The sequence below is a fragment of the Streptomyces sp. NRRL S-37 genome (genome assembly GCF_000721605.1).
Classification (GTDB): Bacteria; Actinomycetota; Actinomycetes; order Streptomycetales; family Streptomycetaceae; genus Streptomyces.
Map to the genome: position 1 here is coordinate 14,434 of NZ_JOIZ01000009.1, position 14,166 is coordinate 28,599.

Here is a 14,166-nt window from a genome sequence, read left to right on the forward strand (position 1 = left end):
CCGAACCCCTCGCGGAAAGCGACCATGCACCAGCACCCGTCATCCCGCAGCACCCTGTCCCGCAGATCCGCCCTCACCGCCCTCGGGGCGGTCGGCGCCCTGCTGCTGAGCGCCTGCTCCGACACCCCGGCCTCCCGCACCGGCGCGCCCGTCGACGGCGGCACCCTGCGGTACGCCGTCGCGGGGTCCCCCGCCACCGCCAGTGACGACCCGCACGGCGGCCTCGGCAACGAGTCCGACGTCCTGCGCTTCGCCCTGACGTACGACGTCCTCACCGTCCCCGGCGAGGACGGGAGGACCCGGCCGCGGCTCGCCACGTCGTGGAAGCCCAACGACGCCATGGACCGCTGGACCCTCACCCTGCGTGAGGACGCCCGCTTCACCGACGGCGAGCCGGTGCGCGCCGCCGACGTGCTGTACTCACTGCGGCGCATCGGCGGCAAGGCCGCCGAGAACTACGGCCGGCTCGCCGACTTCGACATGGCGAAGTCCACCGCCCCCGACGAGCACACCGTCGTCCTGGCCACCCGCGCCCCGATGGCCGACGCGCCCCGGGCCCTGGAGTCCGTCACCTTCGTCGTCCCGGAGGGCACCGAGGACTTCTCCCGCCCCGTCACCGGCTCGGGCCCCTACCGGGTGGAACGGACCGGCGCCCAGACCACCGTCCTGACCCGCAACGACACGTGGTGGGGGGAGCGCCCGCACCTGGACCGCATCGAGATCCAGGCCGTCGCCGACCCGCAGGCACGGGCCGGCGCCGTCGCCTCCGGGCAGGCCGACGTCGCCGGCAGCGTCAGCCCCGCCGCGGTCAAGAGCGCCGGATCCCCGGCGAAGACCCAGGTCGTCCGGCGCGACGGGGTCACCGAGTACCCGTTCGTCATGCGCCTGGACACCGCGCCGTTCGACGACCCCCGGGTCCGCGAGGCGTTCCGCCTCGCCGCCGACCGCAAGACCTTGGTCGACACCGTGTTCCTCGGCTACGGCAAGGTCGCCAACGACCTCCCCACCCCCTACGACCCCTCGGCCCCCGACGACCTGCCGCAGCGCACCCGCGACGTGAAGAAGGCCAGGAAGCTGCTGGCCGAGGCGGGCCACGCCGACGGACTGTCCGTCACCCTGCACACCACCACGTCCTATCCCGGCATGGACACCGCGGCCACCCTCTACGCCCAGCAGCTCTCCGACATCGGCGTCGACGCGGAGGTGAAGGTCGAGCCGGCGGACACCTACTGGACCGCCGTCTACGCCAAGAAGGCGTTCTACACCGGCTACTACGGCGGCATCTCCTTCCCCGACCTCGTCCGCGTCGGGCTGCTCTCCGACTCCCCGACCAACGAGACCGCCTGGCGCAGCGAGACCTTCGACGACGGCTTCGCCCGGGCCATGTCGACCGCCGACGAGGCACGGCGCGAGGAGCTGCTCTCCGGCATCCAGCGCGAGCTGTGGGAGGACGGCGGCTACGTCGTCTGGGGCACCGGGGACGGCCTGGACCTCGCCGCACCCGGCGTGCGCGGACTGCCCGACGGGCCCGGGTTCCAGCGCATGTTCATCGACCAGGTGTGGATGGCCAAATGATCCCGCGCGCTGCCGGCCGCGCCCTGCGCCCGGCCGGCCGGGCCGCGGTCCTGGCCGTCGCCGCCACGGCCGTGGTCTTCACGGCCACCGAACTGCTCCCCGGTGACGCCGGGGAGCTGAGGACGGGGGGTCGGGCCACCGAAGAGGACGTCGCGGCGGAGCGGGAACGCCTCGGGCTGGACCGGCCGGCCGCGGTGCGCTACCTCGACTGGCTGTACGGCCTGATCCGGGGGGATTTGGGACACTCGCTGGCGGGCGGCAGACCCGTGGCGACGCTGTTCGCCGAGCGGCTGCCCGCCACCGCCGTCCTGGTCGCGACGGCGCTGGCGGTCACCGTGTTGCTGACCGCGACGGCCCTGACCGTCACGTACCTGCGCGGCGGCCGGGGCGGCTCGGCCGCCACCGGACTGGCCGCCGTGCCGCAGCCGGTCCACGCGGCGGTGCTCGGCGCGGTCCTGGCCGGACTGCTGGGCTGGCTGCCCCCCGTGTCCCTGCTGCCGCCCGGCGGCTCGCCCCTGGCGGACCCCCGGCTCCTGGTGCTGCCCGCGCTCACCCTGGCGCTTCCCTCGGCCGCGTTCGCCACCGTCCTGCTGCGCGGGGCGCTGGGCGATGTCCTGCGCCGGCCCCACGTGGCCGACGCGCGGCTGCGCGGCCTGCCCGCCCCGCTCGTGCTGCACCGGCACGTCCTTCCCTTCCTGTACGCGCCGGCGCTCCAGGTGACGGCCCTGCTGGCCGGCGGTCTCGTGGCGGGTACCGCCCTGGCGGAGACGCTGTTCGGCTATCCGGGCACCGGGCAGCTGCTGGTGTCCTCCGTCGCGGTGCGGGACGTCCCCGTCGTCCAGGCCGCGGCCCTCCTGCCGGCCGCCGTCCTGCTGCTGGGCATGCTCCTGGCCGACCTGGCCGCCCGTCGCACCACGGTGCCGGGGGAACCCGGCCCGTCGGTGGCGGCGGCGGGGAGGACCGTATGACCGGAGCGCCTCCGCCGTTCCTCCTCCGAACCACCCGCCCTTCGGCGTCCATGACCGCGGCCCTCACCCTGCTGGTGTGCGTGCCGCTCGGCCGGTACGCCGCCCCGCACCCACCGGAGCGAACGGTCGCCGCCCCCTGGGCGCCGCCCGGCGGACGGCACCCGCTGGGCACCGACGCCCTGGGGCGCGACGTGCTGTCCCGGGTCCTGGCCGGGGGCACCCAGCTCCTGACCGTGTCCCTGCTCGCCGCGCTCGCCGCCGTCGTCTGCGGCGCGGGCCTCGGCCTGGCCGCGGGGTGGTCGGGCGACCGGACCGCCCGCACCGTACGGGCCCTGTGCGACCTGCTGCTGGCCGTTCCCGCCCTGGTCCTGGCGCTGGTGCTGGCCACCGCACTGCCGGGGGCGACGGCGGTCGTCGTGGCGTCGGTGCTCGCGGGAGCGCCGCTGACCGCGCGGGTCGTCGCCACGCAGTGCGCGCAACTGCGCGGCAGCGGGCACGTGCACGCCGCCGTCGAGCGCGGCGAGCGCACCCCCGCCGTGCTGTTCCACGAGGTGCTGCCCGCCCTGCGCCGTCTGGTCGCCGCCGACGCCGGGCTCCGGCTCGTCACGGCACTGCAGATCGCCGCGACCCTCGCCGTACTCGGTCTGGGACCCCAGCCCCCGGACCCGGACTGGGCCCTGATGCTCAGTGAGAACCTGCCCGGCGCCGCACTCAACCCCTGGGCGCTGCTGGCGCCGGCGGTCCCCCTGGCGGGCTGCGCCTGGGTGTTCGCCGCGGCGGCCCGGACGGCCGCCCGTGCTCCGGGGGAGGCGGCATGACGGTCCATGACCATGAGAAGTCCGTTCCCACCGGTGCCCCGCTGCTGACGGTCGAGGGTCTGACCGTTCGCCGTGCCCTCGACGGCGCCACCGTCCTGCCGCCGGTCGGCCTCCGCGTCGGTCCGGGGCAGGTGCTGGCCGTCACCGGCGTGTCCGGCGCCGGTAAATCCACGCTGCTGCGCGCCCTGCTCGACGTCCTCCCGGACGGACTGCACCGCGCGGCGGGCACCGTGTGCTGGCGCGGTGCGGCCGTGCCGCCCGGCGGGGAGGCACGGCGGTGGCGGCGTGCCCGGTGCGGCTGGCTGGCGCAGGACCCCGGCGCGGCCCTCAATCCGCTGTGGCGCGTGGACCGGCTGATCGGCGAGGAGTTCACCGGTGACGCCGCCGCCCGCGCCCGGCGGGTGGAGACCCTGATGCGCCGACTGGGCCTTCCGCCCGGGCTCGCCTCCCGGCGGGCGGGGGAACTCTCCGGTGGCCAGGCCCAACGGGTCGCCCTGGCCCGGGCCCTGTGCGCCGGTCCGGAACTGCTCGTCCTGGACGAACCGACCTCGGCACTGGACCGCGCGGCGGCCGACCTGGTGGCCGAAGAGGTGCGGTCCCGCCGTGGGAGCCCCGGCCGGTGCGTCGTCCTGGTCACGCACGATGCCCGGCTGGCCGCGGAGCTGGCCGACCGGACACTGGTGCTCGCCGCCGGCACGCGCCCGGTCTCCGGTACGGACGCCGGTGCGCGGCACACGGCACGTGCGACCGCCACCGTACGCGGACGGATGACACGCGCCCCGCGGAAGGAGCCGCTGCGTCCGGCCGCCGATCCCGCGCCGGCACGGGCCGGGCGTCCGCCCCGCACGGCGGTGGACCCCGACCCGTCCCCGGCGCCCGTGCTGTCGGCGCGGGGTCTGACCCTGCGGACCCCGGACGGCACACCGCTGCTCGACGCCGGAGACCTGGACCTGCCGGCGGGCGGCTGGCTGGCCGTCACGGGACGGTCGGGCAGCGGGAAGACGACCCTCCTGCACGCCCTCACGGGCCGCCGCCCGCCGGCCGCCGGGCAACTCCTGCTGCACGGGCGCCCGCTGCCCGCCGGGACCCGCTCACGTGACCGGCGGATGCTGCGCGCCGTCCAACTGGCCGGACAGGACACGGTGTCGGAACTCAACCCGGCGCACACCGTCGGCCGAGCGGTGGCCCGGCCGCTGAAGGTCTTCCACGGCACGACCGCGGCGGCCGGGCGGGAACGCGTACGGGAACTCCTCGAAGCCGTGGGCCTTCCCGCCGAGCTGGCCGGCCGCGGACCGGCGGAGCTCTCCGGCGGCCAGCGCCGCAGGGTGGTCCTCGCCCGGGCGCTCGCCGCCGGGCCCGACGTGCTGCTGCTGGACGAGCCCACCGCGGGTCTGGACCCGGACTCGGCACGACTCGTCCTCGACCTGCTGGACCGGCTGCGGGCGGACGGCCCCGCCGTCCTGACCGTCACCCACGACGCCGGCACGGCCGCCCGCGCCGACCGCGTCCTCCACCTGACCGGGCGCCGCCTGACCCCGCGACCGCACACGACCTCCGACCACCCCCTCGACGAGAGAACGGAGCACTCCGGTGTCCGACCACACGACGGCTGAACACACCGGCCGGATCACGGACCTGCTGGCCGCCCATCCCTGGGTGGCCCGGGCCCGCCCCGCCCCCGACGGCGGCGTCCGGGTCGTCCCGCACCCGGACGCCGTGACCGCCGCACCCGAACCGGGCCCCCTGATGCGCGAACACCTCGAACAGTGGGCCGAGGTCTACGAGTGGACGTACGAGACGGCCGAGGGCCGGCACGCCGACGACCTCGACCTGTCCGGATGGCGGGCCTCGGACACCGGGGCACCGCTGCCCGAAGCCCACATGCGGGACTGGGTGGACCGCACCGTGGACCTCGTCCTGGCCCAGCGCCCGAGAAGGCTCCTGGAACTCGGCTGCGGCACCGGTCTGCTCGCCCACCGCCTGCACCCGCACCTGGACGGGTATGCCGGCACCGACGTCGCCCAGGTCGCGGTGGACCGCCTCGCCGCCGCCGGTCTGCCCCGCACCGCGTTCGTCCGGGCCGCCGCCCACGAGACGGCCGCGCCCCGGGTGCGGGACGCCATGGACGCCGCTTTCGGCCCCGGCGCGGACCCCGACTGCGTGCTGTTCAATTCGGTCACCCAGTGCTTTCCCGACCTGGCCTACCTGACCACCGTCCTGCACGGGGCGCTGTCGGCGGTCGAGGACGGCGGCACCGTGATCGTGGGGGACATCCGGCACTCCGGCCTGCTGCTCGACCACTTCGGGCGGCTGGAACGGGTCCGCGACCCCGAGGCGGACGGTACGACGATCGCCGCGAGGGCCGCGGCCGCCGCCGAGGCGGACGAGGAACTGTCCTTCACGCCGGCGGCCGTCGCCGCGGCGGTCGCCGCCCAGCCCCGTCCGGTCCGCATGGGCGTGCACGCCCGCACCATGGCCGAGGACACCGAACTCACCCGCTACCGCTACGACATCGTCCTGCGCGTCGGCCCGCACACCGGCGGACCGGGGGCCCGGCGCGTGCGCCGGACACCCTGGGACGGACACCGGGGGAGCGATGTCCGGCAAGTGCTGCGGGACGCGCTCGCCGACGCTCCCGTGGTCGTCCACGGCATCCCCAACGCCCTGCTCCACGACGTCCCCGGGGCGGTGACCCCGTACGCCCTGCGCGAGGCACTGCGGGGAGCGGACGCAGCCGTCCTGCTCGACGTCGCCGACCCGCGCGTGCTGGCCGTGGCGGCTCCCGCCGACTGCGCGCCCGCCGCGGCCGAGGACCTCCTGGCACCCTCCGGCCCGCTCGCCCACGAGCCGTTCCCCCTGTTCGTCCGGCGCCGTCTGCCCGAGGTGCTGCGCGACCACCTGCGCCGGACCGAGCCGGACACCGTGCCACCGGCGATCATCGTGGTGGACGCCGTCGAGGACGGCCGCGCGTGAACGGCGCACTCACCGACGAGAGCCTCACCGGGCTGCCCGGCGTGACGGACTGGCAGCTGGTGCGCGGCGGCGGGCGGGACGCCCTGCTGGTGACGGGCCCGCCTCCGGCGGCGCGCCCGTCGTCCGGTCCCGGCCGGGACGACGCCCGCGCCGCCGGCCGGGCCGCGGACACCGGTGACGCCGCCGTCCGCGGTACCGTCCTGACCGTTCTCCCGGCACTGATGCGGCAGCTCGACGAGACGGCGCTGCTGACGATGGCCCGGGTACTGGACCGGACCCGTCTGTTCCGCGACGGCGGCCGGCCCCGCACCGACGAGATCCTCGAAACCCTGGCGGTCGCACCCCGGCACGCGTGGATCGTACGGCGCTGGCTGCGCACCCTGACCGCGGAGGGCCGGCTCCGGCTGGACGCGGCGACGGGCCGCCACCACTCCCTCGCGGTGCCGGACCGCCGCGACTACGCCCGGGCCCTGCGCGAGCTGGACGGCGCCTGCGCGGGGCTGGGTTACCCGGCCTCCATGACCCGCTTCTTCCGGGCCGCGGCCGAACGGCTTCCGCTGCTGCTCCGGGACCGCGCGTCCTTGCAGGAGGTTCTCTTCCCCGACGGGGAGACGGACACCGCGCAGGGCAACTACCGCGACAGCGTCCCCAGCCGCTGGGCCAACCACGCCGCCGCGTCCCTGATCGCCGGTGAGTCCCGCCGGACGACGTCGGCTCCCCTGCGCGTCCTCGAAGCGGGCGCCGGCGTGGGCGGCACCACCGGCACCGTCCTGGAGGCACTCGGCGACACGCCCGTCGACTACCTGTTCACGGACGTCTCCCCGTTCTTCCTGCGGACGGCCAGGGACATCTTCGGTGACCGCCCCGGCCTGCGGCACGCCCTGTTCGACATCCAGGCCGATCCGCTCGAACAGGGCCTGGAGCCGGAATCCCAGGACGTCGTCCTGGCGGCGAACGTCCTGCACAACGCACGGCACGTCGGACGCTGTCTGGCGGCCCTGCGGGAACTGCTGGCGCCCGACGGGCTGCTGGTCCTCGTCGAGTCGTGCCAGGAGCACTACCAGGCGCTCACCTCCATGTACCTGCTGATGTCGCCCGCGCCCGGCGAACAGGAGTGGTTCACGGACCTGCGGGCCGGCCAGGACCGGGTCTTCCTCACCGCCGGGGAATGGGCACGGCAACTGGACGCGGCGGGCTTCGACCCGCTGCCCGCCCTGCCGCACGAGGAGCATCCCCTCGCCGCGGCGGGCCAGCGCGTCATCGCCGGCCGTGTCAGGTCACACGGCGCCCGACCGGATCCCGGCCGCGTCCGTGCCGCGCTCGCCGGCCGCCTTCCCCCTGCCCTGTCCTTGCCACGGATCCACGCCGTGGACGACGTCATCCGCCCCACCGACCCGACTGGAGCCCCCTGTTGACCCCCGCATCCGCATCCGAGCACATCGCCGGGCAGACCTCGGCCGACCTGGTCGACGCCGTCCGCGCCGTATGGGCCGACGCCCTGGAGACCGACCTGGCCGCCGTACCGGCGGACGCCAGCTTCCTGAGCCTGGGCGGCGACTCCGTCCTGGCCGTCCGCATGGCCGCGATGCTCCGCAAACGGCTGGGCACGCCGCTGGCACTGGCGGACGTCCGCGTCGAACAGAGCGCCGCGCAGCTCGCCGCCCTCGTCCACGAACGCAGTACCGGATCGGGAACGGGTGCCCTGCGCCCACTGCCCCTGGACCTGCGCCGACGCGAGGACCCGGACGCGCCGTTCCCGCTCCTGCCGCTCCAGCAGGGCTACTTCGTGGGCCAGCAGGACGCCTGGGAGCTGTCCTATCGCTCCGCACACCACTACGTGGACATCGGGCTGGAGGACATCGACGCCGACGAAGCCCCCGAGGCGCTGCAGGACGCCCTGGAGCGCCTGGCCGAGCACCAGGCCGTCCTGCGGGCCCGCATCCTGCCCGACGGCCGGCAGCGCATCCTGCCCCTGGACGACCCGGAGGCGGTACCGCGGCTCCGGGTCACCGACCTGCGCGACGCCGACGAGGAGACGGCCGCGGCCCGGCTCGCGGAGACACGCCACGAGATGAGCACCGAGGGCCCCGACCCGTCCCGGGGCTGCGGTCTGGACATGCGCCTGACGCTGATGCCCGGCGACCGCGCCCGGCTGCACTCCTCGACCAGCCTGCTGATCATCGACGGATGGTCCTCCGGGGTCTTCTACCGCGACCTGTTCGCCCTGGTCTCCGACTACAACGCCGTCCTCGCGCCCCTGGACATCGACTACGGCGACTACGTGACGACCTTGCGGGACCTGCCCGGCACCGAGGCGTGGCAACAGGACCGCGACTGGTGGTGGGACCGTCTCGACGACTTCCCGCTGCCGCCGGCCCTGCCGCTGGTGGCCGACCCCGCCGAGGTGCGCCCCACCCTGATGGGCACCCGGCAGGCGGTGCTCGACCCGGAGCGCTGGTCGCAGCTGCGCCGACTGTGCACCGAACACGAGGTGACCCCGTCCGCGGCGATGTTCGCCGCCTTCGCCGCCGCCGTCGCCCGGGCCTGCGGCCACCGCCGCTTCCTGCTCAACACCCTCCAGCTGAACCGGCTCCCGCTCCATCCCGACGTGTCCCGCCTGGTGGGAGCCTTCTCCTCCACCATGCTCCTGCCGGTCGACCTGCCGGAGGTCCCCGTCTTCGCCGACCTCGCCGGCCGCGCCCAGCAGGACATCGGCGACGCGCTCGCCCACAACCTGATCACCGGCGTGGAGGTCTCCCGGGAACTGGGCCGCCGCCGGGGCACCCACCGTCCGGTGGCACCCGTCGTCTTCCAGTCCACCCTGGGCGTGGACGCGGCGCTGGGCAGCGAGGTGCCCCAGGAGGCAGGACCGCTGGGCGCGATCGACCTGCTGAGCCACCATCAGCAACTGCGCACGCCCCAGGTGGCCCTGGAGGTGCGGCTGTTCGAGCTGCGCGGCGAGCTGGTGGTCGTCTTCTCGCTGGTGGAGGAACTGTTCGCGGGAGCGGACGTCGACCGGATGTTCGCCGACCTCATGACGACCGTGGAATCGCTGGTCGAACCGGACGGCTGGGCCGCCGTGGTCGAACTGCCCGACGCGGTCGACGGCGAGCAGGCCGGGCCGGCCCGGCAGGCATCCGGCCGGCGCCTGTCCGTACCCGCGGCGGCCGTCGGGGCGGAGCCGGGACCGCCCCGGGACGACACGGAACGAGCCGTCGCGGCGCACTGGCGGAAGCTGCTGGACTGCCCGGTGGAGGAGCGCACCGCCGACTTCTTCGCGCTCGGCGGTGACTCGCTGCTCGCGGTGCGGATGCTCGGGTCGTTCGCGCGGGAGGGACTGGGGCGGGTGACACCCCGCCGCTTCCTCCGGCAGCCCACGGTGGCCGGACTCGCCGCCGCTCTCCACGAACCGGACGACCGGTGAGAAGGGTGTGGCGGGGGCGGTCCCGCCCCCGCCGCACCCGGGTCTCAGCCGCCCAGGCCGGCGTCCTCGCGGAAGAGCTCCTGGTCGAGCCAGACCGCGGCACGTGCGCCGTCGGCGGCACCGGTGATCACGAAGGTGAGGGCGTCGGGCAGGGCCTCCAGCCGGGCGGTGTCACCGGCCGCGTACACGCCGGGCACGGAGGTGCGCTGGAACTCGTCCACCCGCACGCAGCCGTCCGGGAGGACCGCGCATCCCAACCGCTCGGCCAGCGGGGAGTGCTGACGGGTGGGCGCCCGGTGGTAGACGCCCTGACGCTCGAGCACCCGTCCGTCGGCGAGGACCAGGCGGACGGCCCCTTCTTCCCCCTCGACGCGGGTCACGGCTGTTTCCTCCACGGCGATCCCGGCCTCGGCGAGACGGCCCGCGGCCTGCTCGGGCACCGGGTGACCGTCGGTGCACACGATCACGTCCTCGCTGAACCGGTCGGCCACGTAGAGGGCCTGCATGACCTGCGGCAGCTCGTGCCCCAGGACGGCCAGGCTCATCCCGCTGGTCTCCCAGCCGTGGCAGAACGGGCAGTGGTACACCCCTCGGCCGAACAGCGCGGACAGGCCCTCCACCCGCTCGTCGAGCACGTCCACCTGACCCGTGGCGAGGACCAGCTTCCGGGTCCGCTCCACGGTGCCGTCGGCCAGCGTCAGGGTGAACCCTTGAGGCTCGGGCGCGGCGGCGGTGACGGTCGCCTCGCGTACGGCCACGTTCGGGTAGGCGGTGAGCTGTTCCCGGCCTATGCGGCGCAGCTCGGCGGGCGGAAAGCCGTCCCGGCTGAGGAACATGTGCATCCGCGCCGCGGGTGCGTTGCGCGGGCGGCCCGAGTCCAGCAGGAGGACCCGCCTGCGCTGACGCCCGGACACCAGCGTTGCGTTGAGGCCGGCGGGCCCTCCGCCCACCACGATCACGTCGTACATCGTCGTTACTTCTTCCCTGGTCCGTCGAATAATGACTACGATAATAATTATCATTTTCATCAACAGGATCAGCGGGAAACAGGAGGAACACCGGTGCGACACCTGGCGGCCATCGGCGTCATAGGCGGTTACGGAGCAGTCGGCAGCGCGGTCGTACGGCGGCTCCACCGGGCGGGCGTCCACCCGCTGCTGGTGGCCGGCCGCGATCGGGGCCGGGCGGAAGCGCTGGTCGCCGGCCTCCCGGAGGGCGGTCCGGACGTGGGCGCCCTGGCGGTGGACCTGACCGACCCCGACTCGCTGGATCGCTTCACGGCGGGTTGCCGGCTCGTCGTCAACTGCGCGGGACCCTCGTACCGCGTCCTCGACACGGTCGCCCGGGCCGCGCTGCGAGGCGGCGCGGACTACGTCGACGCGGCCGGTGACGACCCGGTCCACCACCTGCTGTCCGCCGACGGGGGCGTCGGGCGATGGGTGACGGCCGGACGCGCGGCCGTGCTGTCCGCCGGCGCGCTTCCGGGCCTGTCCTCGCTGCTGCCCCGCGCACTGGCCGCCCGCGCCACCGGTCCCGTCGCACTGGACGCCTACGTCGGCGGCGTCGCGCCGCTCACCCCGGCCGCCGCCGGCGACGTGCTGCTCGGCCGCGGACCGGAGCACGGCACGCCGGCGGCCGCCTGGCACGAGGGCCGGATGCGGGAACGTGCGCTGGCCCCCCGCCGAGGGGTGCGACTCGACGCCTTCCCCGCACCCGTCGACGCCTTCCCCTTCCTGTCCACCGAGGCCGTCCGGCTGGCCCGGGCAGCGGACATCGGCCGAGTGCGCTGGTACACCGTCTTCGGCGGCGGGCGCCTGGCCGAGGAACTGGCCATGGCATGGGCACTGGACAGCACGGAGACCGCTGACCTGGTCGCGGCGGCCGACGAGGACGTGCGGCGCCACGGGGCCTGGTACGGACAGGAGTTCCACCTCTGGGACGGGGCGACGGACGGCCCGCCCACCGCGAGGCTCGTCCTGCGCGCCCCGGACTCCTACGAGCTGAGCGGGTTCCTCGCTGCCGCCGCCGCCCTCCGGGCGCTCGACGGGGCGATCGCTCCCGGTGTGCACTTCGCCGCGGACGTACTCGACCCCGTGCGGGTCACCGAGGACCTGGCGGCCGATGACGCGGCGGAGCTCAGGACACTGTGAGGGTCCGCCGGGGTGCTCCCCGACCGGTGGGCAGGCCGGGGAGCACCCCGACGGACAGGCGGCTGCACATCCCGTATCACGCGGCCGAGGAGGAGATCCACGGCGCGTGGATGACCGAGGAGCCGGCCCGCCACGGCTGCCGAATCAGCCCCGGCACGCTGTATCCGACGCCGCACCGGCTGGAGGTGGACGGACCGCTGCTCTCCGAGCAGCGGGTGGCCGACGGCCGTACCCGGCGCGTCCGCAAGGCGATCGAGGCCGGGAAGCAGGCTCTGGCGGAGGACCGGCGGGCACTCGGGGCGCCGGTCCGTGAGGTCCTGGGAGACGAGGCGCCGTAGCGTACCGGCGCGGGCGTCAGGAGGCGCGCGGGGTCACCAGGCCGGATTCGTAGGCGAGGACCACGAGCTGGGCGCGGTCGCGGGCGCCGAGCTTGGCCATGGCCCGGTTGATGTGGGTCTTGGCGGTCGACGGGCTGATGACCAGGTGAGCGGCGATCTCGTCATTGGACAGGCCCTGTGCGGCCAGGGCGACCGCCTCGCGTTCGCGGCCGGTCAGCTCTTCCAGCCCGTCGCCGACGCGGGCGGGCACCGGCCGGGTGACATACCGGTCGATGAGCTTACGGGTGATGGCGGGCGCGAGCAGGGCGTCGCCGCGGGCGGCTACGCGTACGGCGTGCAGGAAGTCCTCCGGCAGGATGTCCTTGACGAGGAAGCCGGCGGCGCCGGCGCGCAGCGCGTCGAGGACGTACTCGTCCATGCCGTAGTTGGTCAGCATGACGACGTGCACGCCGGCCAGGGCCGGGTCCGCGGCGATGCGCCGGGTCACTTCGATGCCGTCCATGACGGGCATCCGGATGTCGACGAGAGCGACGTCGGGCAGCCGCTCCCTGACGAGCACCAGGGCCTCTTGGCCGTCGGCGGCCTCGGCCACCACCTCGATGTCGTCCTCGAGGTCGAGCAGCGCGCGGAAGCCGCTGCGGATGAGCGGCTGGTCGTCGACCAGCAGGACCTGGATCACGAGGCTCCGTTCGTGGGAAGTTCGGCCTGGACGGTGAAGCCGCCTGTGCCGCGTGGCCCGGTGCGCAGCCGGCCGCCCAGGGCCGTGACGCGTTCGTGCATGCCGAGCAGCCCGAGGCCGGGCGCCGGCGCGGGGTTCGAGGTGCTCTTTCCGTCGTCGTCGACGCGGATGGCGAGAGCGTCCGGCCGGTAGTCGATCAGTACCGAGGCGGTGGTGGCGGCGGCGTGCCGGGCGACGTTGGTGAGCGACTCCTGAACGATCCGGTACGCGGTACGGCTCACCGCGGCCGGCACGGCGTGCGGATGTCCTTCGATCGTCAGCGTCGTCTCCAGGCCGGTCCTTCGGAACCGTTCCACCAGGTCCGGGATGTGGTCGAGTCCGTGCGGCGGGGTGGTGCCGTCGTCGCGCAGAGCCTCGAGGGTCGCGCGCAGCTCCCGGCTCGCCTCCCGGCCGGCTTCCTGGATCGCGAGCAGGGCTTCCGGCACCTGCTCGCCGCGGCGCCGGGCCACGTGGACCGCGACCTCGGACTGCACCTTGATGACCGAGATCTGGTGGGTGAGTGAGTCGTGCAGCTCCCGCGCGATGCGCAGCCGCTCCTCGTCGGTCCGGCGTCGCGCGGTCTCCTCACGGGTGCGCTCGGCTTCCTCCGCCCGCCGCTCGGCCTGCCGCACCGCCTCCCCGGCGGCGAAGGCGGCGATCAGCCAGGCGATCTCAAGGGTGTTCCGGGCCTGCGCCACGACCTCGCGCGCGGGCCCGTCGTGGGAGACCAGGGCGGTGAGGGGGAGCACGGCCAGCAGGCCCAGGGACGCTGCCGATGCGGCGACACGGTGCCCGGCGCGTACCGCGCCGTAGACCGCGACCAGGTAGGAGACGGCGAGCACCTCGAACCCGGCCGCCTGGTGGCCCACCGCGCACAGCCCGGTGACGGCCAGGACCACGAGCGGGGCCCGGCGATGCGCGGCCAGCGCCAGCCCGCCGGCCGCCAGCAGCGCGGAGCCGAGCAGCTCACGGTCCCCGGCCGGGTGTGGTCCGGACAGCCCGGTGCCCAGCAACAGCGCTGCCACGCCCACGGCGATCACCCAGTCGGTGACTCCGGCCGGGACGGCGAGCCGCCCTTTGTCCATGGGTGCACCGTAGCCGGACGCGGTGGTGGGCGAGTCCGACTCATGGAGGAGAGACCGGCTACCGCGTGCGTGGTACCGGTGCGTCGTCCGGCGCGTCCGCGGTATCCGGATGCCGCG

At 75.1% G+C, this 14,166-nt stretch carries 12 protein-coding genes; 9 read left to right on the forward strand and 3 right to left on the reverse strand.

Features of this window, described 5'->3' with window-relative positions:
• Positions 1 to 24: 24 nt before the first annotated feature.
• Genes IH50_RS0115390 through IH50_RS0115420 form a run of 7 tightly spaced genes read left to right on the forward strand, consistent with a single transcriptional unit; the run spans position 25 to position 9,758 of the window.
• A complete protein-coding gene (locus IH50_RS0115390) occupies positions 25 to 1,575 on the forward strand; it encodes an ABC transporter substrate-binding protein (RefSeq protein WP_030861587.1) in 1,551 nt (516 codons plus the stop codon).
• Positions 1,572 to 2,543 carry an ABC transporter permease gene (locus IH50_RS0115395; RefSeq protein ID WP_063759489.1) on the forward strand — a complete coding sequence of 324 codons (972 nt, stop codon included), beginning with the start codon at positions 1,572 to 1,574 and terminating at the stop codon, positions 2,541 to 2,543. Before IH50_RS0115390 ends, IH50_RS0115395 begins: the two co-directional genes overlap by 4 nt.
• Entirely contained in the window at positions 2,540 to 3,361 is an 822-nt protein-coding gene (locus tag IH50_RS0115400) for an ABC transporter permease (RefSeq protein ID WP_199822089.1), read from the forward strand. Before IH50_RS0115395 ends, IH50_RS0115400 begins: the two co-directional genes overlap by 4 nt.
• Entirely contained in the window at positions 3,358 to 4,974 is a 1,617-nt protein-coding gene (locus tag IH50_RS0115405) for an ABC transporter ATP-binding protein (protein WP_030861593.1), read from the forward strand. The genes IH50_RS0115400 and IH50_RS0115405 overlap by 4 nt, the downstream gene beginning before the upstream one ends.
• Entirely contained in the window at positions 4,952 to 6,334 is a 1,383-nt protein-coding gene (locus IH50_RS0115410; protein WP_199822090.1) for a methyltransferase domain-containing protein, read from the forward strand. Before IH50_RS0115405 ends, IH50_RS0115410 begins: the two co-directional genes overlap by 23 nt.
• Positions 6,331 to 7,749, forward strand: coding sequence for a class I SAM-dependent methyltransferase (locus IH50_RS0115415; RefSeq protein ID WP_030861597.1), 1,419 nt, complete (start codon positions 6,331 to 6,333; stop codon positions 7,747 to 7,749). The genes IH50_RS0115410 and IH50_RS0115415 overlap by 4 nt, the downstream gene beginning before the upstream one ends.
• A complete protein-coding gene (locus IH50_RS0115420; RefSeq protein ID WP_078913980.1) occupies positions 7,746 to 9,758 on the forward strand; it encodes a condensation domain-containing protein in 2,013 nt (670 codons plus the stop codon). Before IH50_RS0115415 ends, IH50_RS0115420 begins: the two co-directional genes overlap by 4 nt.
• A 44-nt stretch (positions 9,759 to 9,802) precedes the next feature.
• Here IH50_RS0115420 and IH50_RS0115425 read toward each other — a convergent pair whose 3' ends face one another.
• The gene (locus IH50_RS0115425) at positions 9,803 to 10,726 is read right to left on the reverse strand and encodes an NAD(P)/FAD-dependent oxidoreductase (RefSeq protein ID WP_030861602.1); all 924 of its coding nucleotides are present in this window, start codon (positions 10,724 to 10,726) and stop codon (positions 9,803 to 9,805) included.
• Positions 10,727 to 10,819: 93 nt separating this feature from the next.
• On the opposite strand from IH50_RS0115425, the gene IH50_RS0115430 reads away from it, so the two are divergent.
• Positions 10,820 to 11,908, forward strand: coding sequence for a saccharopine dehydrogenase NADP-binding domain-containing protein (locus IH50_RS0115430; RefSeq protein ID WP_030861605.1), 1,089 nt, complete (start codon positions 10,820 to 10,822; stop codon positions 11,906 to 11,908).
• A gap of 26 nt (positions 11,909 to 11,934) precedes the next feature.
• Positions 11,935 to 12,246 carry a PadR family transcriptional regulator gene (locus tag IH50_RS0115435; protein ID WP_030861607.1) on the forward strand — a complete coding sequence of 104 codons (312 nt, stop codon included), beginning with the start codon at positions 11,935 to 11,937 and terminating at the stop codon, positions 12,244 to 12,246.
• A 16-nt stretch (positions 12,247 to 12,262) separates the two neighbouring features.
• On the opposite strand, the gene IH50_RS0115440 is transcribed toward IH50_RS0115435, so the two are convergent.
• Together IH50_RS0115440 and IH50_RS0115445 are read right to left on the reverse strand one after the other, a co-directional pair.
• Positions 12,263 to 12,925 (reverse strand): response regulator, encoded by a 663-nt coding sequence (locus tag IH50_RS0115440; RefSeq protein ID WP_030861609.1) that lies wholly within the window; start codon positions 12,923 to 12,925, stop codon positions 12,263 to 12,265.
• Complete coding sequence (locus IH50_RS0115445) at positions 12,922 to 14,049, reverse strand: sensor histidine kinase (RefSeq protein ID WP_030861611.1); 1,128 nt, start codon at positions 14,047 to 14,049, stop codon at positions 12,922 to 12,924. Before IH50_RS0115445 ends, IH50_RS0115440 begins: the two co-directional genes overlap by 4 nt.
• Positions 14,050 to 14,166 lie beyond the last annotated feature (117 nt).

Excerpts from the sequence above, each read along its gene's own strand:
- IH50_RS0115390 (WP_030861587.1), top strand. The coding sequence starts at position 25 with ATGCACCAGCACCCGTCATCCCGCAGCACCCTGTCCCGCAGATCCGCC.
- IH50_RS0115395 (WP_063759489.1), top strand. The coding sequence starts at position 1,572 with ATGATCCCGCGCGCTGCCGGCCGCGCCCTGCGCCCGGCCGGCCGGGCC.
- IH50_RS0115400 (WP_199822089.1), top strand. The coding sequence starts at position 2,540 with ATGACCGGAGCGCCTCCGCCGTTCCTCCTCCGAACCACCCGCCCTTCG.
- IH50_RS0115405 (WP_030861593.1), top strand. The coding sequence starts at position 3,358 with ATGACGGTCCATGACCATGAGAAGTCCGTTCCCACCGGTGCCCCGCTG.
- IH50_RS0115425 (WP_030861602.1), bottom strand. The coding sequence starts at position 10,726 with ATGTACGACGTGATCGTGGTGGGCGGAGGGCCCGCCGGCCTCAACGCA.
- IH50_RS0115445 (WP_030861611.1), bottom strand. The coding sequence starts at position 14,049 with ATGGACAAAGGGCGGCTCGCCGTCCCGGCCGGAGTCACCGACTGGGTG.